The sequence below is a fragment of the Domibacillus tundrae genome (assembly GCF_000970675.1).
Lineage (GTDB): Bacteria > Bacillota > Bacilli > Bacillales > Domibacillaceae > Domibacillus > Domibacillus tundrae.
In genome coordinates this window covers 81534-107835 of record NZ_LAJA01000003.1, presented here as the reverse complement: position 1 = coordinate 107835, position 26302 = coordinate 81534, and the positions used below count along the sequence as shown (strand labels likewise).

Genomic DNA, 26302 nt, shown 5'->3' with positions numbered 1-26302 from the left:
TAAGCTTTTTAAATGCTGTCCTTTTTTGTTTCCTAAAAGAAGGAAAAGGGTAATGTGAAAAGATATTTGCTAAAGTGTGAATATTCGACTTTTTATCCGAACAAGAAAGGGGTTTTTGCGTTGACGGAATACGTGGGGATTAAAGTGAATGGGCACAGCATGAGCATTCCTGGCGGCGTGTCAGTTATGCAGGCGTTGAAGGAGCAGGCGATTGATATTCCAAGCGTGTGCTATCATCCGGCGCTTGGAGCAATTGAAACGTGCGACACATGTATCGTACAGGTAAACGGGGAATTTGTCCGGTCGTGCTCAACGACGATTCAAGATGGGGATGTCATTGATGCTGCGTCACCGGATGTAAAGCAGGCGCAGGACATTGCGATGGACCGGATTTTATACAATCATGAGCTGTATTGTACGGTGTGTGATTACAATAATGGCCGCTGTGAAGTACATAACACGGTCAAACAAATGAAAATTGAGCATCAGAGCGAGCCGTTTACACCGAAGCCTCATGAAATTGACAATTCGAATCCGTTTTACCGGTATGATCCGGACCAGTGTATTTTATGCGGACGCTGCGTCGAAGCGTGCCAGGACGTGCAAGTAACAGAAACACTGTCGATTGACTGGAGCTTAAAACGTCCTCGCGTCATTTGGGACAAGCATTCACCAATTAATGAATCTTCATGCGTATCATGCGGCCATTGCTCAACAGTCTGCCCATGTAACGCGATGATGGAAAAAGGCATGGAAGGCGAAGCAGGCTTTTTAACAGGAATTAAGAAACCGACGCTTCGGCCAATGATTGAACTGACCAAAAATATTGAAACCGGTTACAGTTCGATTTTAGCCATTTCAGATGTGGAAGCAGCCATGCGGGAATCGCGCATTAAGAAAACAAAAACAGTCTGCACATATTGCGGCGTCGGCTGCAGCTTTGACGTTTGGACGAAAGACCGGAAAATTTTAAAAGTCGAACCGCAAATGGAAGCACCGGCAAACGGCATTTCCACGTGCATAAAAGGCAAGTTCGGCTGGGATTTCGTCAACAGCGAAGAGCGCCTGACGAAGCCGCTTATCCGGGAAGGCGATTCTTTCCGTGAAGCGGAATGGGAAGAAGCGCTCGCGTTGATTGAGGGGAAATTCAAAGAGGCGAAAGACACATATGGACCGGATTCAATGGCCTTTATTTCTTCGTCAAAATGTACAAATGAAGAATCCTATTTAATGCAAAAACTCGCCCGCGGCGTGATCGGCACGAATAATGTCGATAACTGCTCGCGTTATTGCCAGACACCGGCGACGGTAGGCTTATTCCGCACAGTCGGCTATGGCGGTGATTCCGGCTCGATTACGGATATTGAACAGGCAGGACTGATTATTGTAGTCGGATCAAATACATCGGAGTCCCATCCGGTACTAGCGACAAGAGTAAAACGGTCGCATAAATTAAATGGCCAAAAACTGATCGTGTCTGATTTGCGAAAGCATGAAATGGCGGACCGCGCTGATTTGTTTATTCAGCCAAAATCTGGAACCGACCTTGTCTGGCTGTCAGCAGTCACAAAATACATCATCGACCAAGGGTGGGCAGACGAGCAATTTTTAGCGAGCCGCGTGAATGGCGTCGATGATTACGCGAAAAGTCTCCAAAAGTACACGCTGGATTATGCTGAGCAAGTCACCGGGCTGCCGAAAGCAACGATGATTCGCGTGGCAGAAGCGGTACACGAATCACCGACTACGTGTGTTCTCTGGGCAATGGGTGTCACACAGCATTTAGGCGGCAGTGATACGAGTACAGCCATCTCCAACCTGCTGCTGGTTACCGGCAACTACGGGAAACCGGGGGCGGGCAGTTATCCGCTTCGTGGCCATAACAACGTACAGGGTGCGAGTGATTTTGGCAGCATGCCGGATCGGTTCCCAGGCTATGAAAAAGTGGCGGATGATGCGGTACGGGCTAAATATGAAAAGAGCTGGGGTGGGAAAATTCCGGCGGAACCAGGCTTAAACAACCACGAAATGGTATCCGGCATTCATGCGGGAGACGTGAAAGTGATGTACTTAAAAGGCGAAGATATGGGCTTAGTTGATTCGAACTTAAACTATGTTCAGGCTGCTTTTGAAAAACTTGATTTCTTTGTGGTTCAGGATATTTTCTTATCAAAAACAGCTCAATTTGCCGATGTGGTACTGCCGGCTTCCCCGTCGTTTGAAAAAGAAGGAACATTTACAAATACAGAGCGCCGCATTCAACGTTTGTATCAAGTGTTTGAGCCGCTTGGTGATTCAAAACCCGATTGGCAGATTATTATGGAAGTCGCCAACCGTCTTGGTGCCGGCTGGACATACAGTCATCCCGGCGAGATTATGGCAGAAGCGGCCAGCTTGATGCCATTGTACGCCGGTGTTACGTACGACCGTTTAGAAGGCTATAATAGCTTGCAATGGCCGGTTGCTCCGGATGGTACGGATTCACCGCTTCTGTTCTTGGATGAATTCCCGTTCCCGGACGGCAAAGCGCGCCTATTCCCGGTCGAATGGACAAAGCCGCTAGAATACGAGGAAGAATATGATCTTCACGTAAACAACGGACGTTTGCTCGAGCATTTCCATGAAGGCAACATGACATACAAATCAAAAGGTATTACTTCCAAAACACCAAGTGTCTTTTTGGAAGTCTCGCCGGAGCTTGCGGCAGAGCGCGGCTTAGAGGACGGCACTGTTGTACGGCTGACGTCACCATATGGAAGTGTCAAAGTGCCATGCCTTGTCACGGACCGGGTGAAAGGAAAAGAAGTATACTTGCCGATGAATGACTCGGATGAGGGTGCGATCAATTATTTGACGAGCAGCCATGCCGATAAAGATACGGATACACCGGCATACAAAGAAATCAGCGCCAAAATGGAAATTTTAAAAGCAAAAGGCGAAAGTCCACTGCCGCGTATTAACTCTCGTAACGGTGATCCGCAGCCGCAGATCGGCGTACAGGTCGAGAAAAAATGGGCGCGTCCTGACTACATTTTCCCTGGCGATCTTGTAAAGAAAGGGGCGGGTCAGCGTGGCTAAAGCGATAACAACGATCGATCGGCTGCAGTTGAGTGAAGAGGAACAGCATCTTCGTGATTTAGAAGAAATTAAAACACTTCTTGTCGAACATAAAGATACACTGAAAGAGTTTCTTCATATGTTAGGAGAAATAAACAAGCGGGGCGGCTTAGAAATGGCCGCCAGCTTGTTCAGTGAAGGCGATCGTGTGCTAGATGTACTTGTTAAAGCGGTGGACAAGCCGGAAGCAGCCTCGATTTTGAAAAATGGGCTGCTGATGCTTGGTACACTTGGAAAATTGAATGTTTCCGGGCTGGGTCCACTAATGCACAAATTAAACGGCGTCATTTCGATCGCAGCGAAAATCAGCCGGGCGGAATCATCTGCCGTTCAATTGATAAAAGGGAATGCAATGTCATCTAAAGGCTGGTTAATCGCCGCAGCGGGGGCGTCGCTGGCAGGTATGGCATATATGGCGAAGAAACCTGACCAGTAAAGCGGGGGATCTGACCGATAAAAGAATTTTATCGGTCAGATCCCCACAATGATCAGTTAGATCGTTTAAAAATGAAAGGGGTATAGCTGATGGGAAAAGTCAAAAATCGGTGGCTCATCGCGGCATCAGCCGTAGGTATTCACTTATCGATCGGGTCTGTTTATTCATGGAGCGTATTTACAAATCCACTCAATGAAGACCATGGATGGGGATTAACAGAAATTTCATTAACATTTAGTATCGCTATTTTTTTTCTCGGCTTATCCGCCGCATTTATGGGGCATTTTGTGGAAAAGCATGGTCCAAGAAAAGCGGGCATCATTGCCTCGATCTTTTTCGGAATCGGCTTAATTGGTGCAGGTTTTGCGAACAGCATTGGTTCCCTGTATTTGCTTTATTTCTTCTACGGGGCAATGGGCGGCATCGGTCTTGGGATCGGCTATATTACACCGGTATCATCACTTGTCAAATGGTTTCCGGACCGGCGCGGGCTCGCCACAGGTCTTGCGATCATGGGCTTTGGCTTCGCTTCATTGATTGCGAGTCCGATCATTGCCCGCTTAATTAACAGCATTGGCATCAGTAATACGTTTTATTTGCTTGGCACCGTTTACTTTTTTGTCATGATTCTGTCTTCTTTATACCTTGCACCGCCGCCAAAAGGCTGGCTGCCGGCCGGGATGAAGGAAGGTCACGGTGGGAAAGAAACGAAGAAAGCCGATTTGTCTGAACTGACAGCGAATGAAGCGGTCAAAACAGTCCGGTTTTGGGCGCTTTGGTCTATGTTATTTATTAACGTGACATGCGGCATTGCCATTATTTCCGTTGCCTCACCAATGGCACAGGATATTGCCGGATTATCAGCTGCCGCCGCTGCGACAATGGTTGGGATTATGGGCTTATTTAACGGCTTTGGCCGAATCGGCTGGGCATCGATTTCTGACTATATCGGACGCCCGAATGTATACACGGCTTTCTTTATTATTCAAATCGTTGCGTTTATGCTTTTGCCGAATTTAACAAATGCCATTTTATTTCAAATTACGGTTTTTATCATTTTATCCTGCTACGGAGGCGGATTTGCGTCAATTCCCGCGTACATTGGCGACTTGTTCGGAACGAAGCAGCTCGGTGCGATCCACGGCTATATTTTAACGGCCTGGGCCGCAGCCGGTCTTGTAGGTCCGATCGTTGCCTCTAATATTCGAGAAGCGACGAACAGCTACTCGCTTACGCTGTATATCTTTACCGCCGCCTTCGTTGTGGCGCTTGTCATCTCAATGCTTGTCCGTGTGAACATCCGTAAAGTACGGGAGGCGAATGAACTGACCGCCGGGAAGATGAGGAAAGCATAACTCCCAAAGACTCGCTGATACATGTCAGCGGGTTTTTTTGTGGACAGACAAAAGCCAAGCAAAATACTTTACTTTCAACTTGAAAATGACTATCATTTTTAAAGTTGATTAATTCAATCAGAAAGGAAGGTTTTTTTGTTGGCACAACATGTTATCACGTCATCCGACAACGTTCCGTATAAGCGGACAACGGTTGTTGCAGAACTAAGTCCAATGCAAAAACCATTGGTCGCAGCAGGTATTATAGCTGCTTTGGTGCTGTTTATTGCGATTGTCAGTACAACAAACTGGACACAGGGTGTTTTATATATCATTGGTCTTGCGCTCGGCATGACGCTTTTGTACGCGCGTTTTGGTTTTACATCCGCATTCCGCCGGCTTATGTCTGTCGGAAATGTACAGGGACTGCAGGCGCATATGCTTATGCTCGCGGTAGCGACGACGCTTTTTGCGATTATTTTAAGTACAGGATTTAGTTTTACGGGCGTCACGCCTGTTGGATATGTTTCGCCGGTGGGGGTCAGCGTCATTTTTGGAGCGTTTATTTTTGGGATTGGCATGCAGCTTGGAAATGGCTGTGCATCCGGTACACTTTATTCAATAGGCGGCGGTTCATCGTCTATGATTTTGACGCTGATTGCGTTCATTGCCGGCTCTTTGCTCGGAGCGTATCATTTTACGTTTTGGATGGAAGACACACCGTCCCTTCCGCCAATTTCATTGGCTGAATCAACGGGGCTTGGTTATTTTGGGGCATGGGTGCTGCAGCTTGCTCTCTTTGCTCTCATCTATTGGATCACGATTCAAATTGCGAAAAAGAAAAATCCTCCAATGATGAAGCCGCTTCCGACCACAGTTGGCTGGAGAAAAGTCATTCGCGGTTCTTGGCCGCTTTTTGCAGCAGCGATTGTTCTTGCATTGCTGAATGCCCTCACATTGACAGTGCGCGGGAACCCTTGGGGCATTACGTCCGCATTTGCGCTATGGGGCGGTAAAGCATTGACCGCTGTTGGGATTGATGTGTCTACTTGGGGTTATTTTTCAGGACCTGCCGGCGAAGCACTGACACAATCGGTGCTGGCCGATTCTACAAGTGTGATGAATTTCGGCATCATTCTCGGCGCCTTTATTTCCGCGGCGTTTCAAGGCACATTTAAGCCGGGCAAAATTAAGCCTGGCGTCGCTGGTGCAGCCATTGTCGGCGGATTAATGATGGGTTACGGCGCCCGCTTGGCTTTTGGGTGCAACATCGGTGCTTATTTTGGCGGTATTGCCTCTTTCAGCCTGCACGGCTGGGTATGGATGATCATGGCGATGCTCGGAACGTTCTTGGCGTTATGGATCCGGCCGCTGTTCGGCTTGAAAAACCCGAAATCGACCGATTCCGTCTGCTAAAAAACAAAAAAGGGAGTCTCAATATCGATTGAGGCTCCCTTTTTTCGTTTTAATCGAGCAAGCCGACCATTTTTAAGCCATTTAAAATGCCGTCTTCATGTACATTCGTTGTCACATGCTTGGCGGCATTTTTAGCATCTTCATGCCCGTCGCCCATTGCCACGCTGTTGGCCACAGTCTTCAGCATTTCCACATCATTTAAGCCGTCTCCAAACGCGTAAATATTTTCAGGTGAAATGCCAAGCTGATCGATAATTTTCTGAATTCCTTTTGCTTTAGAGCCGCCCGCTGGGACAATATCGACAGAAAAAGGGTGCCAGCGGACAAAATCAAATTCCGGAAACTGCTTTTCGTATTCTTTGTCTTCCGGGTCCTGGCAAAACAATAAGGATTGATATAAATCGCGCCCTTCATGGTACGTCGGGTCATGTTCCGGGAAGTAATTAATTTTTAATGAATTAATCCCGGCCGTTACATGCTCGTGGTCCGGTGTATTTGCTTTCATGTCCTCATGATCCATAAAAACGACCGGATGATTGTGCTCAACCGCAATATCGGTTAAGCGGAGCAGCGCTTCTTTATTAAGTGGATTTTGATACAGAGGTTCGCCTTTAAATACGACATATTGCCCGTTATAGCTGACAAATGTTTCAATGCCAAGCTCCGCGCGTAAGTCCTTAAACATAAACGGTGCGCGGCCTGTTGCGATCGCCACTTCATGTCCTCGTTCCTGAAGGTCACGAATGGCCTGACGAGTTGAATCAGGCAGCTGTTTATCATGATCGTACAATGTGCCGTCAATATCGAAAAAAATGATTTTTTGACTCATAAAAATCTCCTTCACGTTTTATTTCCCTTTATATACTAGCAAATGCCAGCTTATTGAACAAATGAATCAATGATTTGGAAGATGCGCACTCTTCGGGCGAAAAGCTTTTAAGAAAGCCGATAAGCAGGCGGGGGATGTCTGTAGACCAGCTGATTGGCATATAATAAAGAGGAAGCACGGAAATAGGTATGAGGGAGTGGGCTGAATGAAAATTTCCGAAATGGAAGCCGGCCTTTATTGCACGCGTTGTCACGATGAAGCCATTCACCGGGTGTGTACGTGAACAATAAAATTCAAAGTATTGAATGCGAAGAATGCCACCGATTGACCGGTGTGAAAATTAATGCTAAAAAAGAATTGTATGAAGAAGTATATGACCGAATTTCAACAAAACCGTCACGAATAACTCAGGAATACAAGCAGGATTTAAGCAAGTTTATTTCCGGTATGCCGCTGCGGGTCATCAGCAAGCCGTACAGACTTATAAAATACGTTAATGAAACAAGAAAAGTATTAAAACAATCAAAACTTTCCTAGTGTAAGCGGTATGCTTTTTTAAAAGGCAGCCACTTTTTTTTGTGAAAAAAACGGCGCACTTTTCAGTGGCCGTTTGGTTCGATATGAATGTGGGTAATATGGATGTCGTGTTCCTGCAGCAATGCTTCTTCTACATATTCGGTAATGTCGTGGCTTTCGATGACATTTAAATCAGGGTCCACCAGCAGAACGACATCTACAAAGGTGACGTTGCCGTGTGAGCGGGCTTTAATACTTGGCACGCCGCGGACACCCGGCACTTTTTCCACCGTTATTTGCATGCCTTTCAGCTTGCCGAGGTCAAACGCATCCGTTAAGGTGAGTGACGCTTCGGCGAAAATAGACCAGGCCGTTTTTAAAATAATGAGACCGACAACAAACGCCGTCAGCGTATCAAGCCAGTCCAGGCCAAACCGTGCTCCGATAATCCCGATAAACGCTCCGATACTGACTAAGGCGTCGGAACGGTTGTCTTGAGCCGCCGCCATAATGGATGGGCTTTTAATTTTTTTCGCGAGACGCGCATTGTACATATACACACCGTACATGATGAACGCAGCAGCTAGTGCGGTCCAGGCTGTGAACATGTCAGGGACTTCATGGTCTGCCTGAAAGAGAGAAGTTCCAGCTGAGATGAGTACCTGAATCCCGACAGATGCCATAATAAAAGCCGCTAGAAGAGAGGCGACCGTCTCCGCGCGAAAATGCCCGTAGCGATGGTTTTCGTCCGGCGGCTTGCGGGCAATCTTTAAGCCGATGAGAATCGCGATCGACGCGATAATGTCGGTTGAATTATTTAATCCGTCAGCTTTTAGTGCTTGTGACGCGCCGATCCAGCCAACGGTCAGTTTTAATGTGGAAAGGAACAGGTAGGCGATAATGCTGATCCATGCGCCGCGTTCTCCCTTTTTTAAATCTTCGTATGCTGTTTCCACCTATATTTCCTCCAAAAAGTTAATGTTTTTACTATACCAGTCCGCATTCGGGTGGGTCTATGGCAACATGATTGCCGTTGCCTTAACAAGTTGCCTGGGCGCTACAATTGTTCTTTTTGACAAAAAAGCCAGACAGGCGCAAAATAACCGAGTAGAGAAAGGGAGATGTTAGACATGATGAGTACATTTAGCAGTCTGCACCCTGCACTGCAAGCCCTGATTGGTGGCCTGATCAGCTGGGGAATGACAGCACTTGGTGCAGCAGTGGTATTTTTCTTTCGCGACATAAAAGAATCGGTCATGAAAATGGTGATGGGATTTGCGGCAGGTGTCATGATTGCTGCTTCGTTTTGGTCACTGTTGGCACCGGCGATTGAATTTAGTGAAGAAAATGGGCAGATTGCCTGGCTGCCGCCGGTCATCGGCTTTTTGCTTGGCGGCGTCTTTTTGCGCCTGCTTGACGTCGTTGTACCACACGTGCACGTCGGACGGACAAAAGGAGAAGGTCCTTCCACGCAGCTTAAAAAAACAACGCTCTTATTTTTAGCGATTACGCTTCATAATATTCCGGAAGGGCTGGCGATTGGAGTCGCATTTGGTGCGGCGGCGCTGGATATGAATGGGGCAACAGTAGCGGCGGCCCTGGCGCTTGCATTTGGAATTGGTATTCAAAATATGCCGGAAGGTGCAGCGGTGTCAGTACCGCTTCGTGGAGAAGGAATGTCGCGGACAAAAGCATTCAACTACGGGCAAATGTCTGCAATTGTCGAACCGATCGCTGCTGTAATCGGAGCGGCTGCCGTGCTGTTTATTCAGCCAATTTTGCCATATGCTCTCGCGTTTGCGGCAGGTGCGATGATTTTCGTTGTGGTCGAAGAACTCATTCCCGAATCACAGTCATCCCGTAATACGGACCTTGCCACGATGGGAGTCATGGTCGGTTTTGCACTTATGATGGTACTTGATGTTGCGCTCGGGTAAAGGATTAAAGGCTAAGAGCGCAGCGTCCTGCTGCAACGCCTTTGTGACCCACATCATGTGGGCCCAAGAGCGCAGCGTCCTGCTGCCGCGCTGACAGTATAGAAAAACAAAAAACAGCCTCAATGCACAATTGAGGCTGTTTTTTGTGCCATATAAACGGTTTGCAGCTGATAAAAGAAAATAAGGCTCAAGCCAGGTAAATAAATAGAAGGTTTTCGTTCCACGTGCTCATCCATCACTGGTTGTTCCTCCCTTATCCGTTCAAGTTCATACCTGTAGGTTCTTTTATTATGAAAGAATGAATTTGGCTTGTCATTTTTTATGATAGAAATTCTCACATATTTTTCACACTGCTTCTTCTATTGCTTCGCTGCGCTTATCGGCCAGACGCCAATACAAATCATGATGTCTGTCACTTACTGTTACATGAATCCGAAATTCGTTTGCATCGAGCCTTACTTTATGATCGCGAGCCCACGTCAAAATCGACCGAAAACCATATTTCACTTCTTCCGCTTCGCCGTGAAATTCAAGCAGTGCATATGAGCCTGCCGGAATCGTCAAGCTTGACATGCCAGCGGGAATAATATCGATATGGTTTACTTCCATGGCAATACAGTGCGTATAAAGCTGGCCGGCCCGCTTGAGGCAAATATCCATAAGATTGCCGTCGGTCTGTTCCGAAATCTGGCTGGCTGCCTCTAAAAAACGCTCTTTCCATTCAGGGCGCAGTGCTGCAATTTCTTCTTCTGTTCCGCTCATTTCATACCCAACAACTGTAACGGCACGAACGTCTACGAGTTTCGGATTCATGCTCTCAGCTCCTTTTCTCTTCTTTTCCCGCTTTTACGTGTTTTCACACCGGTTGAACAGGGAATAGTGATTGTAAAAAGCATAAACAAAAGTTATACAGGGAGGACTCCTTGTGAAAACAAATGTGTTTATCTCAGGCGGCGGTATTTCCGGTCTCATGCTTGGGCTGATGCTGGCACGCAATGGCATTGATGTAGTCGTGGCTGAAAAAGATGCAAAGCCGTCCATTAAATATAAAGGAGAATTACTTCAGCCAAAAAGCTTAGACATGATGAACCGTCTTGGCATTTATGAAGCCGTTCGGACAGCCGGTTTTCCGATTCATACAACGTCGATTACCGAGTATGACGGCAGCCGCGTGATGAAAAAAATTCAATATCATTACAACGTGATCGATCACCCATTTAATGAAGCGCTCATGGTGCCTCATGAAAAGCTGAAAGAAATCATCCGAAACCATGCGGAGCAGCATCCGTCTTTTCACTTTTTAAATCCGGCGAAATTTACTGAATTTCGTGAGCCGGGTGATATAAAAAAAACGGCGGTTGTTATGCATAAAGAGCGGGGTGAAATCGAGATTGCGGCCGACTTTCATATCGGAGCGGAAGGACGGGTGTCACCAATCCGTAAAAGCATCGGCATTGAATTAACAGAAACAGAGTACAATCATTATTTTTTAACGGTTACGTTTCCCCGTCCCTCGAATTTGACAGAAGGAGAAATGATTGTGCGCGGGCATTATTTTCTTGGCTTGTTTCCATTGCCAGATTTACAGGTGCGTACTGTCCTGCTTATTAAAAAAGAGGAATACAAGGAAATGAAGAATGAGGGACTTGGATCGTTTTACAGATGCTATACTCGTTTGAAGCCGGAGCTTGACGGGTACGTGCAAAACATCACAACATGGAAAGATATTCAACTGATGGTGCCCACGCGTCATAATGCGGACCGTTACATAAGCGGCAACTGCGCGCTCATGGGTGATGCGGTGCATACCGTTCATCCGATGGCGGGGGAAGGCATGAATTTAGCCATTCAAGATGCGTATACACTTGGAGAGCTGCTGAGCTCTATGTATGAAACCGGCAATCTTGATGTCGCACAATTAAAGCGATATGAGCGGGTGCGTAAGCCACGGGCAGAATTTTTGTCTTCGCTCTCGAATTTATCGGCCCTGGCGTATTCGTATTGGCAGGGGCCATGGCCGAATGTGAGGTCACACATACTGAAGCGAATTGAATGCGTTCCGGCACTTCACTATAAACATATGCTGAATATTTCGGGGCTTGGCATGTGGAAAGATACACTGCTTGACAGATTTGTGCAAATCGGGCTTTTGCCCGGCGGTATTTTGCCGAAAGTGAAAGGCACGGAGCATCAATATACGGAATATGATGATCATCCGTAGACAATGAAGGAGGAAAAGGAATGATTGCAGAATACCGGAAAATGTGGGAAGCCCGTAATTGGATGAAAAAAAATGAGCCGTTTTTGCCAACGTGGCAGGCGTATGTCGGCTACCGGCTTGATTTATTTGAAAAAATTTCCCGAGGGGCGACAATTGAGTCACTCGTTGATGAATATGGATACGAAGAAAACCTGCTTCGCTCTTGGGCGGACACAGGTGTTGTCCTTGGCCATTTAAAAAAAGAGGGGGACAAGCTCGTTCCATCGAAAAAAATGCTTAGATTTTTCTCGCAAAAAAGCGATGATACGGTTGGCGAGCTAGTAAAGGAATTATTTGAAATGCATATGCCGGCGCTTATGAATTATCCGGAGATGATCGAATCAAATCGAAAAGAGAGCTTTAACGGAGATGATTTCGGTAAAACGGTTGCAGCGACATCCGCCTTAATTGAAAAAAGAGCATTCGGGCACGTGGCAGCGGAGATTGATGCACAAAAGGCGAACTGGGTACTCGACATCGGCTGTGGAACAGGCGGTTATTTAATGAAGCTGGCGAAAAAAATGCATCAGGGCACTTTTGTCGGTGTAGACATCAGTAAGGATTGCATCGATGAAGCACGTGAAAACACAGTAAGACAAAGTTTAGATGAAAAAGTGAAATTTTATTATGCAGACATAAATACATGGGATGTACCGAATGGATTGTTTGACGTTGTCATGATGAACAATCTTCTTCATTATTATTCACCGGATGCACGGGAAGATTTATTCATGCGCGTTGCGGAACTAGTCAGTAAAAAAGGGACGGTCATTGTCATTACGCCTCTTTACTTGGAAAAAGGCGGCCGGCGCTTTTCGGCAGCCTTTAATTCTTTTATGGAGGCGCATGAGAATTTATATCCGTTGCCGCGCAAAGAGGAACTCATTCACGATGCGGCGGCGGCAGGCTTCAAGCTAAAGTCCGTTAAAACGGTTGTCCGCGAAGGAAGCTGGTACTGTATGAGTTTTGCAAAAAAATGAGTATAATGGAGGTAAACAACTGAAGCGAGGCGGATAAGATGGCAATTGGCTATTTAAATGGAAAAGTGATCAGTTCAAGCGATCCGGTGCTGCCGATTGACGAGCGCGGGCACCAGTTCGGGGATGGCGTCTATGAGTACATTCGCATTTATAACGGGCGTGCGTTTATGATGGATGAGCACATGGACCGCTTTTTTAAGAGTGCGGAAGCGATCAAGCTGAATCTCGGCCAGACGCGTGAAGAAATTATCGCGGTTGTGGATAATTTAATCGGGCGCAGCGGCTTATCCGATTGTGATGTGTATATGCAGGCGACCCGAGGTATTGCTCCGCGCAATCATTTGTTTCCGAACGTCCCGGCATCTATTTCCATGACTGTGAAGCCTTTTCGGGCGATGGATGAAACGCTGCGCGAAAATGGAGCGAAAGTGAAGCTGCTGCCGGATGAACGGTGGCAAAATTGCTGGATTAAAACGTTGAATCTTTTGCCGAATTTGCTTGCAAAGCAAGAAGCTTTCGAAGCTGGCGCGTTTGAAGCGGTGCTCGTCCGCGATGGCATCGTCACGGAAGGATCAAGCTCAAATATTTTCCTTGTGAAAGACGGAAAGCTGATCACGCCGCCGGCAACGAAACACATTTTGCATGGGATCACCCGCATCGCCGTGCTCTCCATTGCGGCGGAACTTGACATTCCCGTTGAAGAAAAAGAATTCGCACCTGACTTTATTTTCGAAGCGGATGAAGCCTTTTTAACAAGCACTGGAATCGAAATCGTACCAGTTACATCAGCCGATGATCGTGCAATCGGCGACAGCAAGCCGGGAGCCGTGACCACTAAAATTTACGAAGCCTTTATGAAACGTGTATGAGGAAGCACCTGTCCTGTGAAGGGGATGGGTGTTCTTGTGTATAATGAAAGAAAAAGCGCGGAGGTGCCTGCATGCGTGAAATGAATTTGACAGACGTAACGAAACGTATTGCTGATCGGCGTCCGGCGGTGGACCAACAGATTTTGAAAGACCGCGGCCAGGAGCGTTTAATTAAGCGGCGCCCAAGAGATCCGAATGAAGCGGCTGTGCTCGATCAGTTATGCATAGAGCGCTGGAAAAAGGCTGAGGCAGCTGGGAAAATCAAATATTTAAGCAAGCGGGAATGGTACTATGAGCTCGATTGAAAAAGCACGCCAGCGACTCGATTCTCTTGAAGATTGTTCTTCCTTTGAAAAAATGATTGAAACGACTGCTCTTTTAACAGAACTTCTAGAGCCTTACCGCATTCAGCCAACGGTAGTAGGCGGGCTTGCTGTAGAAATTTACACACGGAGTGATTATACGACTGTTGATATTGATGTAATCATTAGCGACAGGAAAACAGCTGGGAATATTCTTGAGCAGCTGGGTTTTTTAGTGAACGGAAAACATTGGTACCATCCTCGGTTATTGATTAGTATTGAAATTCCGAATGACATTTTAGAAGATGCGGATCTTGAGCGTGTCATCAAGATGAATATTGGAGAAGGAAAAAATATTTATGTAATAGGGATAGAGGATATTATTTTAGATCGTATGCGTGCCTGTGTACACTGGAAATCGACCTCCGATTGTGAGTGGGGAAGAAGGATGTTTTTGCTTCACTTTGACCACCTTGATTTGAAATATATGCAAGAAACAGCCACGACGGATGGAACTCTTTCTTTGTTAGAAAATTGGCTGAACACTTTTACGTGAGTACACTTGTCCGTGAATTGGGCGGGTGTTTTTTTGTTGTTTAAAAATTGAATTTTCAGAAAATAGACTGGTCAATTTTTAAAGTGTGTGCAATAATACTAAATATATTTTATTAATTGCTTTTATTTGAAAAATATTAAAAGGGGATTAGCAATATGAATGATCAAAAATTAAAAATTAATAGAGCGCGTTTGCAGGAATCACTGGAGGCCTTTGCCGACTTTGGGAGAACGGAGCGAAATGGTGTAACGCGCCTGGCTCTTTCGGAAGAAGACCGGCTGGCGCGTGATTATTTCCGTTCGTGCTGCGAAGACATTGGTCTGGATGTAAACGTGGATGACATGGGCAACATGTACGCGATGCTTGCCGGACGTGAAAAAAGGCCTCCGGTTGTCATGGGTTCGCATTTAGATTCGGTGAAAAAAGGCGGGCGTTTTGATGGAGTGCTTGGTGTAGCCGCAGGACTTGAAGTGATACGTACACTCGTTGAAAACAATGTCACACCTCCCATACCAGTTGTTGTCATGAACGTGACGAATGAAGAAGGGGCGCGGTTTGAACCGTCGATGATGGCATCCGGGGTCTTGTCTGGGAAATTCGACAAAGAAACGATGCTTGCGAAAAAAGATGTGGAGGGCGTGACGTTTCATGAAGCGCTGCGATCAATCGGTTATGCGGGATCGATTGAAAATAGGCTAAAAGAAGCATCGGCGTTTTTAGAGTTACATATTGAGCAAGGCCCCATTTTAGAAAAAGAACAGCTGGCAATTGGTGTCGTAGAATGTGTGCTTGGTATGGTGTGCTATGAGATCGAGGTAACCGGTGAATCCGATCACGCCGGCACGACGCCAATGTCAATGCGAAACGACGCGCTGTTTGCGGCGATGGATTTAATGAAAGAAGCACGAGAGAAGCTTTCGGTGATCGATGATGATCTTGTGTATACGATTGGCCGAGTCAATGTGCTGCCGAATATTCATACCGTGATTCCGAATAAAGTGATTTTTTCGCTGGAAGCGCGCCATACGTCGGCTGATGTGATCAGCGAAGTGGAAAAAGTCATTCATGGCATGACGGCTTCATCGCAAAAAGCTGAATGTGACGTATCGGCGAAAAAGCTATGGGAACGCGACACGGTCTGGTTTGAGCCGGCGCTTTGTGACGCGTTTGAACGGGCAGCGGTTTCACTTGGCTATTCCCAGAAGCGAATGGTAAGCGGAGCAGGGCATGATGCACAGTTTATTGCCTCCTACGTTCCGTCCGCTATGATTTTTGTGCCGAGTGTGAATGGAAAAAGCCATGATGAAGACGAATTGACGTTATGGGAAGACTGTGAAAAAGGCGTAAACTTGCTGCTTGAAACAGTGCTTTCGCTCACATAATCGCACCAGAAGCCAAGGTTTTCGCACCAATCGGGCAGGTGTCGCACGAGAAGCCGCGAAAATCGCACGAAACGAACAAAGTCGCACGCAAATAAATGAGATCGCACCAAAAAAGGCCCGATTATTTAAAGTGATCGAGCCCTTTTTTAAAGATTTCCAAAATAATATCGTGCTGTGTTTTACTCATGACGTGCTGGCGAATGTCGTTCAGTTCGGCAACGAGGCCGGCGTCCAGGTGAAGATTGACCGTTTTTCCTTTGTCAGCCGGCTGAATGTCATAACCGCCATCACGCATTTTGCTTTGGCCGTCTACTACGGCAATAATGTCAAATGGAACGCTGTCCGGAATCCGGATCAAGTCGCCTTCGAAACAGATTTCCGCTGCATCTTCAGAAAAAGAAATCGTAACTGGATAGCCGCTGCTGCGGTTTTCATTTCGGATGAGACGGGCTTTTTCCTGGTTATCCAACGTATTTTGAATGTTAATTTTCGCTTTCATTTCCCGCGTCTCCTTTCACCAATTGCGATTCTTTTACTCCTTTTTTCACCTTGAATGACGTTTCCATCTGTATTGTATAGTGAAACTCGCCTTTTTGGAGCGCCGCATCCATTACCATTGCACGCTCCGTTTCAAGCCAAACTTGATCGAGCACATCAAAAGCCGGTACCAAGTAGCCTTTTTCATATAAAAAGCTGTATACCTCTTTTTTCGGGTATAAAAACCGTTTTTTCCCCTGTTTTGTGCGAAGGGCCGGGAATGCCTGCTTTTCATCGATCACCTCACCAAGATATCCTTCATCCGCCCATCGTTTAATCGTTGACATATTTAGTTCACGGCCGGTGTGATGCCGGATAAGCTCAATGATTTCTTTGGACGACAAAAACTGTTTACGCGTTTCTTCCTGTTCAGCGACAACGGCCAGCTGGCCGCGCAGCTGCTCCAGTTCCATCTCATATTCGGTTATTCTCTGTTCCAATTCATTTTTTTTCACGCCTGTCACTTCTCCCGTTGTTAGTCTCTTCATCGTACAACAAATGAATATCGTTTGTCAGAAAATATACCAAAAATGATGTTAAGTATTTTTGTTTGCTGTATAAATATTTTAAGATGCAATCAATAAATAATCAATAGATATAAAAAATGCAAGGGGGAATGAACGATGCATATGAATCGAATGAAAGACCGTTCTGTTTCATTAACAGACCTGACAAAAAACTTTCTGGAAATGGAGCCGGATTTAACCGCCAAGGAAGCGATGGATGAAGCAAACCGCTGCTTGTATTGCTATGACGCACCGTGCATTACAGCGTGTCCGACTTCGATCAATATTCCATCGTTTATTAAAAAAATCGCGTCCGGAAATTTAAAAGGATCTGCCAAAGTAATCATGGACGCCAACCCAGTCGGTGCAAGCTGCGCGCGTGTATGTCCGACAGAAGAGTTGTGTGAAGGGGCGTGCGTCCTTAATGACGCATCCCAGCCGATCATGATTGGCAATCTACAGCGGCATGCAGCCAATTGGGCGATACATAACAATGCACAGCTGTTTAAAGCGGGAGCGAGAAATGGCAAATCGGTCGCCATTATCGGCGGCGGACCAGCGGGATTGTCATCGGCGCGTGAGCTGGCACGGCTTGGCTTTGATGTGACGATTTTTGAAGCGAAAGATAAAGCAGGCGGCCTTGATACACATGGCATCGTTTCATTTCGGCTTCCGCAGCGTGTTTCGATGTGGGAAGTGGAGCAGGTGGAAAGCCTGGGCGTCATGATCCGGACGAATACAATAGTTGGCCGCGACATTGGGCCGGAGGAAATTTTAACAGCGTACGATGCTGTTGTACTGGCGATTGGGATGGCGAGTGTTCCGCCGCTTGGCATTGAAGGAGAAACAGCCAGAGGTGTTTATGATGCGATTGAATTTGTGGAATCGACGAAAACGCCGCCGATGGATACACATTTGACCGGCAAAAAGGTGGTTGTGATTGGTGCCGGCAACACGGCGATTGACGCGGCGACGTGCTCAGTAAGACTGGGCGCCGCCGATGTGAAAATGCTGTATCGCCGGACGGAAGCGGAAATGACCGCCTACGAATTTGAATATGAATTTGCGAAGCAGGAAGGCGTGGAATTCCGCTGGCTGACACAGCCGATTGGTATTATCCAAGACGAAGAAGGGGCGGTAAAAGGCGTAAAGTGTCTTCAAATGGAGCTTGGAGCTGCGGACGAATCCGGCCGCCGCCGGCCGATTCCAGTCGAAGGATCGGAATTTACCATTGAAGCAGACGCTGTCATTCGGGCAATTGGCCAGGCACGTTATGTGAAATTGATTGAAGCATTTGGCTTAACGCATAAATGGGGGACGGTCAAAGTCGACTTAAACACGTATCAAACATCAAACGCAAAAGTGTATGCGGCGGGAGATGTCATTTTTGGAGACGGACAAGGCGATGCCATGGTTGTGACAGCGGCTGAGCAAGGAAAACAGACCGCGTATTCTATCTACAAGCAGCTTGTCGGTCTCGGCATGGTGCAAACATCTTAAAGGAGGAGATTGGCGATGGCAGATTTACGTGTGAATTTTGCGGGAATTAAAGCGCCGAATCCATTTTGGCTCGCATCCGCACCGCCAACCAATTCCGGCTATCAAGTGCAGCGGGCATTTGAAGCGGGATGGGGCGGAGCGGTTTGGAAAACGCTTGGCGATCCCGTTATTAATACCTCTTCCCGGTTTGCGGCCATGCATTTTAACGGCCAGCGGGTAGCAGGATTTAACAACATTGAATTAATTACGGATCGTCCGCTTGAAGTGAATTTAAAAGAAATTTATGAAACGAAAAAACGATTTCCGAATCACGCGGTGATCGCGTCACTTATGGTGGAGCCAAAGCAGGAAAAGTGGCATGAAATCGTGAAAAAAGTGGAGGCAGCCGGGGTAGATGGGCTTGAATTAAACTTTGGCTGCCCGCACGGCATGGCAGAACGCGGCATGGGTGCAGCATCCGGACAGGTGCCGGAACTTGTGGAAAAACAGACAAGATGGGCAAAAGAAGCAGCCAATACACCGGTGATTGTGAAACTGACGCCGAACATTACCGATATTACTGCAACGGCCTGGGCAGCGGTGCAGGGCGGCGCGGATGCGATCAGTATGATTAATACAATTAACAGTCTTGCCGGCGTGGATCTTGATTCGTGGAATACGGTGCCGCATGTGGCCGGAAAAGGAGCGCACGGCGGCTACTGCGGTCCAGCCGTCAAGCCGATTGCGTTAAACATGGTCGCGGAATGCGCGCGCAACCCGGAAATTAATATCCCAATTTCAGGTATTGGCGGTATTTCCAATTGGAAAGATGCTGCTGAGTTTATCTTAATGGGGGCCGGAAGCGTGCAGGTTTGTACAGCGGCGATGCACCATGGATTCAGCATCGTGGAAGACATGATCGACGGCTTAAACAACTATTTGGATGACAAGCAGCTGGCGTCCGTTAAAGAGTTAATTGGCCGTACCGTGCCGCGCTACTCAGACTGGGGCAATCTTGACTTAAATTATAAAATTGTCGCCGATATTAACACAGATACGTGCATTAACTGCAACAAATGCCATATCGCCTGTGAAGACACGGCGCATCAGTGCATCGATATGCTGACGTCGCCGGATGGCAATAAATACTTGCAGGTACGCACGGAAGACTGCGTTGGCTGCAACCTTTGCTCGATCGTCTGTCCGGTGGATGGTGCGATCGACATGATTGAAATTCCAAACGGCCCGCCGATGACATGGAACGAACGCCAGGCAGCTATTAAACAGCCAATCGCTTAATGAAAAGGAGCGGATCAACATGAAAAAGATGATTAAAAACGGTGTGATTGTGACAGCGGCGGATCAATATGAAGCGGACCTTTTAATTGAAAATGGAAAAATTACTAAAATCGGTGTTCATCTTGATGATGCGGCGGATGAAGTGATTGATGTGAAAGGCGCATATCTTTTCCCTGGCGGCATTGACCCGCACACGCACCTTGATATGCCATTTGGCGGCACAGTGACCGCAGACGATTTTGAAACGGGCACCATTGCAGCAGCGTTTGGCGGCACGACAACGGTCATCGACTTTTGCTTGACGAATAAAGGAGAGCCGCTTCAAAACGCGATAAATGCGTGGCACGACAAGTCAAAGAACAAAGCAGTCATTGACTATGGCTTTCATTTAATGATTGGGGAAGTGAACGACGCGGTGCTGGAGGAGATTCCAAATGTGATTGAAAAAGAGGGGATCACCTCGTTTAAAGTGTTTATGGCATATAAAAATGTGTTCCAGGCAGACGATGCGACGCTGTTTCGTACACTGTTAACGGCAAAAGAGCACGGCGCCCTCGTGATGGTTCATGCGGAAAACGGCGACGTCATTGATTACCTCGTCACCGATGCGCTCCAAAAAGGCCACACCGATCCAATTTATCACGCACTGACCCGGCCGCCGGAAGTGGAAGGAGAAGCAACCGGACGCGCTGCCGCCCTTACAGGTCTCGCTAATTCACAGCTGTACGTCGTTCACGTATCCTGTGCGGAAGCGGCTCATAAAATTGCCGAAGCGCGCCAGAAGGGTTTTCAAGTATGGGGTGAAACGTGCCCGCAATATTTGCTTTTGGATCAAAACGATTTAGAAAAACCGGATTTTGAAGGCGCAAAATACGTCTGGTCCCCGCCGCTGCGCGAAAAATGGAACCAGGACGTTTTATGGGATGCATTGAAAAACGGACAGCTGCAAACGATCGGCTCCGATCAATGCTCGTTTAATTTCAACGGCCAAAAAGACCTCGGAAAAGACGACTTTACGAAAATTCCAAACGGCGGGCCAATCATTGAAGACCGGTTCAGCCTGTTATTTTCCGAAGGTGTGAAAAAAGGGCGTATATCCATTCACCAGTTTGTAGATCTCGTGTCAACGCGTTCAGCCAAGTTATTCGGCTTGTTTCCGCAAAAAGGAACGATCGCCGTCGGCAGTGATGCAGACATCGTCATTTTTGATCCGGACAAAGAACGGACCATTTCCGCCGAAACGCATCATATGAATGTTGATTACAGCGCATTTGAAGGGGTGAGAGTGACAGGCGAACCGGTCTCCGTACTTTCACGCGGTGAATTTGTTATCCGGGACCGGAGATTTACCGGCAAGCCGGGCAGTGGACAGTATATAAAACGAAGCCGCTACAACAGCACGCAGACCCGCCAGGCGATCAGTGTTCAATAACAACTAAATACGAGGAGGAATGACAAGTGAAAAAGTCCAGCCGTTATTTAAAGTCTCCGGATTTATTGCCGATTGCTCATGGCGACCGTAAAATTGGCACCTTTGGTTTTGCGTTAATGTGGATCGGGATGGCGGTTGTTTTAGCTGCTTTTGCAATTGGGGGAGCAGCCGTCGAACAGATGCCGCTTTCCTGGGTGCTCGCCGCGTCCTTTATCGGCTGTGTGTTGATCGGCCTTTTCATCTCGGTTATTGCTGATATCGGCATCGAACATGGATTGTCATTCCCCGTATATATGCGGGCACCGTTTGGGACAGTTGGGACACATATCCCATCCGCTATCCGCGGCATTGCAGCGTCAATGTGGTTTGGTATCAACACGTATTTCGGCGCGATGGCCATTAACGGTATTTTAAATATTTTATTCGGCTTTGATAACTGGTTTGTCTGCTTCCTTGCCTTTGTCGCCGTGCAGGTCGCAAATACGATTATCGGAATTAAGTCGATTGAAAAATTCGCGGATTTAGCTGCGCCAGTCATTATTTTAATTTCGCTTTGGATGTACGTGACATTGGCCGATCAAGCGGCCGCAGCCGATAAAAACGTCTGGTCGTGGGTGGAAAATCCACTGACTGGCGGGTTGTTGTTTAACGCATTCATGGTCGTCATTCTTGGAAACATGGGTTATTGGTCCACTCTTGCAGCGGATATTGCCTCTATCTCACGCTTTATTAAAGCGCCGCAGTTTGAACGGAGCTGGGTGAAGCGTAATAAAAGTGTGCTTGTCGGCAGCTTGATTGCTATGCCGCTTACACAGACGTTTGTGGTCGCTATTGGCGGCGTTTCTTTTATTGCAGTTGGCAATTATGATCCGGTGGCGGCGCTCCAGGAAACATCGAGCGGCATTGTCCTCGCTGTGTTGCTTCTTATGATCGTGTTTGCCCAGTGGTCGACAAATACAGCAGCTAACCTTGTTCCGGCAGCAACGGTATTTTCAAACATTGGCGGGCCGAAAGTGCCGTTTTATGTGGGTGTGCTGGCAGCAGGTGTTATCGGTATGGTGACGCAGCCGTGGAATTTGTTCAACGTGCTCATGCCGTTTTTGCTCGTTGTTGGCGGTATACTTGCCTCCATTGTCGGCATTTTATTTGCTGATTACTATTTAATCCGCAAACGCCGTGTGAATGTACCAGATTTATACGAAATGGATGGACAGTACCGTTACCATTACGGCGTCAACTGGGCTGGCATTATTTCCTGGGTAATCGGCGGTGCGCTCGCCGTCACATTTTCAACATATTCCTTTTTTATCGGCTTTGCGGTCGGAGCCGCAGCATATTATGTACTGGCGAAGTTTTGGTGGTTTAACAAATACCCACAGGCTGAGCTTGAAGACCCAAGCGATGACAAATTCCTCGGTGTGACCATTGGGCGCGACTGGACCATTCCGTTAGAAGGCGAACCGGCTGCCGAAGAGCTTCCGGCTGCCGCAGGCGAAAAACTGTAAAAAGGGGGTTGTTTTCATGTCAGATTACAAAGGGTTTATGAAAGAAAAAACAGCTATTGATGCACTTATTCAAGATGGTTACCGCATCATTGCGGTGAAAGAAACGCTTGAAGGGGATTTCATCGAATTTGAACGTCATCTCGAACGAAAAGAGCTGCATTTGCTGACGGCGGATGCGCGCAAATACATCGGGACGATTCTTATTGAGGCGAAAAGAGGCGGACATATTGATTCATACGGCGGAGCATTTGAGCAAGCTGGCGCAGCAGGATCGTGATCATCTGTGGCATGCGATGGTCAAGTTTAATGAGCAGGCATCGCCTTTAATGGCGGTCAGCGGCGATGGTGCATGGTTTACCGCCGCAGATGGAAATCGGTATATGGACGGTGTTTCCGGCCTTTGGTGCTTAAATCTAGGCCATGGCCGAAAAGAAATTGCGCAGGCCGTGTACGATCAGCTGATGAATGTCTCCTATTTCCCGCTGACAATGAGTCATGAGCCAGCAATTGAACTATCGGCTAAATTAAGTGAGCTGCTAGGGGCGCCGTATACAACCTTTTTTACGTGCAGCGGCTCGGAAGCGAATGAAGCGGCATTTAAAATTGCTCGCCAGTATCATGCACAAACCGGCAAGCCGGAAAAAACAAAGATCATTTCCCGCTATCGTGCGTATCACGGCTCAACGCTTGGCGCATTAAGCGCCACGGCACAAGCGAACCGGAAGCTGAAATACGGAGCGGGTGCGCCGGGTTTTCTTCACGTGCCGCCTCCCTATCCCTACCGGTCTTCGTTTGAAGATGATCTTGCTGCCGCTAATCACATTGAAAACGTGATCGAATGGGAAGGAGCCGACACAATCGCCGCTGTTATTATCGAGCCGTTTATTTCCGGAGGCGGTGTGCTAATCCCATTTTCCTCTTATTTGCAGCGGGTATCAGAAATTTGCCAAAAACATGATGTACTGTTGATCACGGATGAAGTTGTGTCCGGCTTTGGCCGTACCGGAAAAATGTTTGGCTTTATGCATTCGGAAGGGGTGCAGCCGGACATTGTGACGATGGCGAAAGGCTTGACCGCCGGCTGTATGCCGCTCGGTGCGACAGCCGTTCAGACGTATATTTATGACGCATTTAAGCAAGCAGAAACGGGCTCCCATTTCCGTCACGTCTCTACATTCGGCGGCCATCCCGCTTCCTGCGCTGCTGCTTTAAAAACGATTGATATTTTGGAAGAAGAACAAATTTCGGATCGGGTGGCGCGGCTCAGCGAGAATATGATGAAAGAATTGCACGAACTCGAATCGTGCCCCATTGTTGGTGAAGTGCGCGGTGTCGGTTTCTTGTATGGTATTGAAGTAGTGACAGATAAAGAAACGAAAGAACCGGCCTCTGAAGACACGATGCTTGCAATTGTCGGCGCGTGTAAAGAAAAAGGATTGATTATCGGGCGCAACGGCGATACAGTCCCAGGCTATCAAAACATTCTGATCATCGCCCCGCCGCTTTCTTCCGCAGATGAGGATTTACGCTTTTTAATCGACACGTTGAAACAAGCTGTTACAGATATTTGTTAAAAAGGTTTGCTCCCTGCAAGCCTTTTTTTTGTGCGTTTTCATCCGGCTGTAAAGGGAGTATGGTAAAATACAACTATTAATCAGGAAGCGAAATAAGATTTTTCATTTTTTTCTGAAAATAGATTGACGATGCTTAGGGAATCATGATATAAACGTAATAAGATACTTTATTGCATAAAAGCATAAAAGCATAAAAGCATAAAAGCATAAAAGCATAAAAGCGCGAAAGTGAAAATAAATTGGCTGACAAGCAAAAGAAATGGGAGGAAGTGATTGTTATGGGAAATCGCAGCAAAATTATAGACTGTACGATCCGTGACGGGGGCTTAGTAAACAATTGGGATTTCAGCGTTGAATTTGTTCAGGACTTATACAACGGCTTAAGTGAAGCTGGTGTTGAATATATGGAAATTGGCTACAAAAATTCGGCGAAACTTTTAAACGCGACGGAGCCTAATCCGTGGAGATTTCTTGACGATAATTTCCTAAAAGAAATCATCCCGGAGAAAAAGTTCACAAAGCTGTCTGCGCTCGTCGATATCGGCCGTGTAGACCCGAATGACATTCTGCCGCGTGAGGAAAGTGTCCTTGATATGATCCGTGTGGCGTGTTACATCCGAGAAGTGGATAAGGGCCTGGAGCTTGTACAGATGTTCCATGACTTAGGCTACGAAACGTCTCTTAATATCATGGCTTTATCCAGCGTGCCGGAGCACCAGCTGATTGAAGCGTTTGAACTGGTGAAGGAAAGCCCTGTCGATGTTGTTTATATCGTGGACTCATTTGGAAGCTTAGACCCTGCGGATATCGAGCACCAGGTGAAGAAGTTCCAATCGATGATCCCAAACAAACAGCTTGGCATCCACACCCATAATAACATGCAGCTGGCATTTGCCAATACGCTAGCAGCGATGAAAAGCGGTGTCACATTCCTTGATTCCTCCGTTTACGGAATGGGCCGGGCAGCCGGCAACTGCAACACGGAGCTGCTCGTCAGCTACATTCAAAAACCAAGCTACGAAATGAAGCCGGTCCTTGGCATCATTGAAAAGCACATGATTGACATGCGCCAGAAGTGGGAGTGGGGCTATATCATTCCCTACATGATCTCTGGTGTACTGAATGAACATCCGCGTGTGGCGATGGCGTACCGCAACAGCGACGATCGTGACAAGTTTGTCAATTTCTACGACAAAGTTACATCACCCGAAGCTAATTTGGCCCCAGCGTCCAAGTAATATAAAAAGTTAACTCTTCATAAATGAAATGCCTGGAAGTAGTTTTCTTCCGGGCATTTTTATTTTTATCGCTGGCATTTGTTATGTGATTGATTTTTTCTTTTTAAATTACCGGGCGAGGAAAAGAGCAACAAACTATTTCAACGTGAGATTTTCTTCCAATATGATCAAAAGGCAAAAAGAAATGTGGTAAGCTGAAATCAATTTTCACAATATGGACGTTTGCCTGCCGGAGGAATCAATCGTGAAATGGAGGCTGGAACAATGAAAAGGACGGGGTATCGCGGTATTAGTTTTCAAGAAGCGGAACGGGTGGTCGCCAATCAGCGTTATGAGCGGATGGAACGGCGCCGGTTTCAGGATGGCGTTCAGGCGCGGTCTATTTTCGGGTCCGGCCTTTATTTAATTAGTGATGCGGTGCTCGCGGCTCAATACGCGTTTTGTCATGCGGAAGCAGAAGGAGGCGGACAGGCAGCGGTATTAAAGCAGGAAATTAAACTGGAGCGGCCGCTCGTCATCAATTGCCGGTATTCCGAAACACAGCTTCGTCAAGACGCACTCGATTGGAAATATAAAGGAAATACAATGCCGAATGTGCGGCCGGAGCATATTCACGCCTGGATTGGCCGGACAACGAAAGAATACGTTCTTGCCCATTCGTTTGACGGGCTTGTGTATCATCTGGATGATTCGGTTATTTATTATGTTGCATACTTCCAGGAAAAACAGGTCAGCGGGATCGATCTTAAATTTGTTTTTACAATGAATGGTGCATAAGGCAGTTCGTTCAAGCGTAAA

At 47.1% G+C, this 26302-nt stretch carries 25 protein-coding genes; 20 read left to right on the top strand and 5 right to left on the bottom strand.

The annotated features are described in order from the left end of the window. Positions 1–120: 120 nt before the first annotated feature. The 4 genes from fdhF to VQ00_RS05385 all read left to right on the top strand — a co-directional run bounded on the left by fdhF (position 121) and on the right by VQ00_RS05385 (position 6303). Entirely contained in the window at positions 121–3078 is a 2958-nt protein-coding gene (fdhF, locus tag VQ00_RS05400; RefSeq protein ID WP_082091475.1) for a formate dehydrogenase subunit alpha, read from the top strand. Continuing rightward, positions 3071–3553, top strand: a complete 483-nt coding sequence (locus tag VQ00_RS05395; RefSeq protein ID WP_052728359.1) for a DUF1641 domain-containing protein — start codon at positions 3071–3073, stop codon at positions 3551–3553. The genes fdhF and VQ00_RS05395 overlap by 8 nt, the downstream gene beginning before the upstream one ends. Before the next feature lie 89 nt (positions 3554–3642). Then, positions 3643–4908: an L-lactate MFS transporter gene (locus VQ00_RS05390; RefSeq protein WP_046179119.1), complete on the top strand. Its 1266-nt coding sequence runs from the start codon at positions 3643–3645 to the stop codon at positions 4906–4908. A gap of 213 nt (positions 4909–5121) precedes the next feature. Further along, positions 5122–6303, top strand: coding sequence for a YeeE/YedE family protein (locus VQ00_RS05385; protein ID WP_082091478.1), 1182 nt, complete (start codon positions 5122–5124; stop codon positions 6301–6303). Between the two features lie 49 nt (positions 6304–6352). Here VQ00_RS05385 and VQ00_RS05380 read toward each other — a convergent pair whose 3' ends face one another. After that, positions 6353–7132, bottom strand: coding sequence for a Cof-type HAD-IIB family hydrolase (locus VQ00_RS05380; protein ID WP_046179117.1), 780 nt, complete (start codon positions 7130–7132; stop codon positions 6353–6355). 279 nt (positions 7133–7411) lie between these two features. Between VQ00_RS05380 and VQ00_RS17990 the strand changes: the two genes are divergently transcribed. Then, positions 7412–7669: a bh protein gene (locus tag VQ00_RS17990; protein ID WP_245618037.1), complete on the top strand. Its 258-nt coding sequence runs from the start codon at positions 7412–7414 to the stop codon at positions 7667–7669. A 62-nt stretch (positions 7670–7731) separates the two neighbouring features. On the opposite strand, the gene VQ00_RS05370 is transcribed toward VQ00_RS17990, so the two are convergent. Then, positions 7732–8604: a cation diffusion facilitator family transporter gene (locus tag VQ00_RS05370; protein WP_046179116.1), complete on the bottom strand. Its 873-nt coding sequence runs from the start codon at positions 8602–8604 to the stop codon at positions 7732–7734. A gap of 174 nt (positions 8605–8778) precedes the next feature. On the opposite strand from VQ00_RS05370, the gene VQ00_RS05365 reads away from it, so the two are divergent. After that, positions 8779–9585 carry a ZIP family metal transporter gene (locus VQ00_RS05365; RefSeq protein ID WP_216595825.1) on the top strand — a complete coding sequence of 269 codons (807 nt, stop codon included), beginning with the start codon at positions 8779–8781 and terminating at the stop codon, positions 9583–9585. Positions 9586–9930: 345 nt separating this feature from the next. Here the strand turns inward: VQ00_RS05365 and VQ00_RS05360 are convergent, their stop codons facing one another. Next, complete coding sequence (locus VQ00_RS05360; RefSeq protein ID WP_046179115.1) at positions 9931–10398, bottom strand: GyrI-like domain-containing protein; 468 nt, start codon at positions 10396–10398, stop codon at positions 9931–9933. A 112-nt stretch (positions 10399–10510) separates the two neighbouring features. On the opposite strand from VQ00_RS05360, the gene VQ00_RS05355 reads away from it, so the two are divergent. The 6 genes from VQ00_RS05355 (at position 10511) to VQ00_RS05330 (ending at position 15934) form a co-directional block, all read left to right on the top strand. Then, a complete protein-coding gene (locus tag VQ00_RS05355; RefSeq protein WP_046179114.1) occupies positions 10511–11806 on the top strand; it encodes an FAD-dependent oxidoreductase in 1296 nt (431 codons plus the stop codon). A gap of 20 nt (positions 11807–11826) precedes the next feature. Then, complete coding sequence (locus VQ00_RS05350; RefSeq protein ID WP_046179113.1) at positions 11827–12825, top strand: class I SAM-dependent methyltransferase; 999 nt, start codon at positions 11827–11829, stop codon at positions 12823–12825. A gap of 38 nt (positions 12826–12863) precedes the next feature. Next, positions 12864–13694 (top strand): D-amino-acid transaminase, encoded by an 831-nt coding sequence (gene dat / locus VQ00_RS05345; protein ID WP_046179112.1) that lies wholly within the window; start codon positions 12864–12866, stop codon positions 13692–13694. Between the two features lie 71 nt (positions 13695–13765). Next, entirely contained in the window at positions 13766–13999 is a 234-nt protein-coding gene (locus tag VQ00_RS05340) for a hypothetical protein (protein ID WP_046179111.1), read from the top strand. Beyond that, positions 13986–14552 (top strand): nucleotidyltransferase family protein, encoded by a 567-nt coding sequence (locus VQ00_RS05335; protein WP_046179110.1) that lies wholly within the window; start codon positions 13986–13988, stop codon positions 14550–14552. The genes VQ00_RS05340 and VQ00_RS05335 overlap by 14 nt, the downstream gene beginning before the upstream one ends. A gap of 155 nt (positions 14553–14707) precedes the next feature. Then, on the top strand, positions 14708–15934 hold the full coding sequence (locus VQ00_RS05330; RefSeq protein ID WP_046179109.1) for a Zn-dependent hydrolase: 1227 nt from the start codon (positions 14708–14710) through the stop codon (positions 15932–15934). Positions 15935–16055: 121 nt separating this feature from the next. On the opposite strand, the gene VQ00_RS05325 is transcribed toward VQ00_RS05330, so the two are convergent. Continuing rightward, complete coding sequence (locus tag VQ00_RS05325; RefSeq protein ID WP_046179108.1) at positions 16056–16433, bottom strand: hypothetical protein; 378 nt, start codon at positions 16431–16433, stop codon at positions 16056–16058. Beyond that, positions 16417–16926, bottom strand: coding sequence for a hypothetical protein (locus VQ00_RS05320; RefSeq protein ID WP_052728354.1), 510 nt, complete (start codon positions 16924–16926; stop codon positions 16417–16419). The genes VQ00_RS05325 and VQ00_RS05320 overlap by 17 nt, the downstream gene beginning before the upstream one ends. Positions 16927–17100: 174 nt before the next feature. Here VQ00_RS05320 and VQ00_RS05315 point away from each other — a divergent pair, with 174 nt between their 5' ends. From VQ00_RS05315 to VQ00_RS05280, 8 genes are all read left to right on the top strand, one after another. Then, on the top strand, positions 17101–18477 hold the full coding sequence (locus VQ00_RS05315) for an NAD(P)-dependent oxidoreductase (protein WP_046179133.1): 1377 nt from the start codon (positions 17101–17103) through the stop codon (positions 18475–18477). 15 nt (positions 18478–18492) lie between these two features. After that, on the top strand, positions 18493–19755 hold the full coding sequence (gene preA, locus VQ00_RS05310) for an NAD-dependent dihydropyrimidine dehydrogenase subunit PreA (protein ID WP_046179107.1): 1263 nt from the start codon (positions 18493–18495) through the stop codon (positions 19753–19755). A gap of 19 nt (positions 19756–19774) precedes the next feature. Then, positions 19775–21187: a dihydropyrimidinase gene (hydA, locus tag VQ00_RS05305; RefSeq protein ID WP_046179106.1), complete on the top strand. Its 1413-nt coding sequence runs from the start codon at positions 19775–19777 to the stop codon at positions 21185–21187. Positions 21188–21213: 26 nt separating this feature from the next. Next, on the top strand, positions 21214–22692 hold the full coding sequence (locus VQ00_RS05300) for an NCS1 family transporter (RefSeq protein WP_046179105.1): 1479 nt from the start codon (positions 21214–21216) through the stop codon (positions 22690–22692). A 16-nt stretch (positions 22693–22708) separates the two neighbouring features. After that, a complete protein-coding gene (locus VQ00_RS05295) occupies positions 22709–22969 on the top strand; it encodes a hypothetical protein (RefSeq protein ID WP_046179104.1) in 261 nt (86 codons plus the stop codon). Then, a complete protein-coding gene (locus VQ00_RS05290; RefSeq protein WP_425388351.1) occupies positions 22923–24266 on the top strand; it encodes an aminotransferase in 1344 nt (447 codons plus the stop codon). Before VQ00_RS05295 ends, VQ00_RS05290 begins: the two co-directional genes overlap by 47 nt. 278 nt (positions 24267–24544) lie before the next feature. Beyond that, on the top strand, positions 24545–25504 hold the full coding sequence (locus VQ00_RS05285; RefSeq protein WP_046179103.1) for an aldolase catalytic domain-containing protein: 960 nt from the start codon (positions 24545–24547) through the stop codon (positions 25502–25504). A 264-nt stretch (positions 25505–25768) separates the two neighbouring features. Then, positions 25769–26281 carry a hypothetical protein gene (locus tag VQ00_RS05280; protein WP_046179102.1) on the top strand — a complete coding sequence of 171 codons (513 nt, stop codon included), beginning with the start codon at positions 25769–25771 and terminating at the stop codon, positions 26279–26281. Positions 26282–26302 lie beyond the last annotated feature (21 nt).

Bases quoted from the DNA above. Each gene is read 5' to 3' on its own strand.
- VQ00_RS05390 (WP_046179119.1), top strand. From the start codon at position 3,643: ATGGGAAAAGTCAAAAATCGGTGGCTCATCGCGGCATCAGCCGTAGGT.
- VQ00_RS05385 (WP_082091478.1), top strand. From the start codon at position 5,122: ATGCAAAAACCATTGGTCGCAGCAGGTATTATAGCTGCTTTGGTGCTG.
- VQ00_RS05380 (WP_046179117.1), bottom strand. From the start codon at position 7,132: ATGAGTCAAAAAATCATTTTTTTCGATATTGACGGCACATTGTACGAT.
- VQ00_RS05365 (WP_216595825.1), top strand. From the start codon at position 8,779: ATGATGAGTACATTTAGCAGTCTGCACCCTGCACTGCAAGCCCTGATT.
- VQ00_RS05360 (WP_046179115.1), bottom strand. From the start codon at position 10,398: ATGAATCCGAAACTCGTAGACGTTCGTGCCGTTACAGTTGTTGGGTAT.
- VQ00_RS05350 (WP_046179113.1), top strand. From the start codon at position 11,827: ATGATTGCAGAATACCGGAAAATGTGGGAAGCCCGTAATTGGATGAAA.
- dat (WP_046179112.1), top strand. From the start codon at position 12,864: ATGGCAATTGGCTATTTAAATGGAAAAGTGATCAGTTCAAGCGATCCG.
- VQ00_RS05340 (WP_046179111.1), top strand. From the start codon at position 13,766: ATGCGTGAAATGAATTTGACAGACGTAACGAAACGTATTGCTGATCGG.
- VQ00_RS05335 (WP_046179110.1), top strand. From the start codon at position 13,986: ATGAGCTCGATTGAAAAAGCACGCCAGCGACTCGATTCTCTTGAAGAT.
- VQ00_RS05330 (WP_046179109.1), top strand. From the start codon at position 14,708: ATGAATGATCAAAAATTAAAAATTAATAGAGCGCGTTTGCAGGAATCA.
- VQ00_RS05325 (WP_046179108.1), bottom strand. From the start codon at position 16,433: ATGAAAGCGAAAATTAACATTCAAAATACGTTGGATAACCAGGAAAAA.
- VQ00_RS05315 (WP_046179133.1), top strand. From the start codon at position 17,101: ATGAATCGAATGAAAGACCGTTCTGTTTCATTAACAGACCTGACAAAA.
- preA (WP_046179107.1), top strand. From the start codon at position 18,493: ATGGCAGATTTACGTGTGAATTTTGCGGGAATTAAAGCGCCGAATCCA.
- hydA (WP_046179106.1), top strand. From the start codon at position 19,775: ATGAAAAAGATGATTAAAAACGGTGTGATTGTGACAGCGGCGGATCAA.
- VQ00_RS05295 (WP_046179104.1), top strand. From the start codon at position 22,709: ATGTCAGATTACAAAGGGTTTATGAAAGAAAAAACAGCTATTGATGCA.
- VQ00_RS05285 (WP_046179103.1), top strand. From the start codon at position 24,545: ATGGGAAATCGCAGCAAAATTATAGACTGTACGATCCGTGACGGGGGC.
- VQ00_RS05280 (WP_046179102.1), top strand. From the start codon at position 25,769: ATGAAAAGGACGGGGTATCGCGGTATTAGTTTTCAAGAAGCGGAACGG.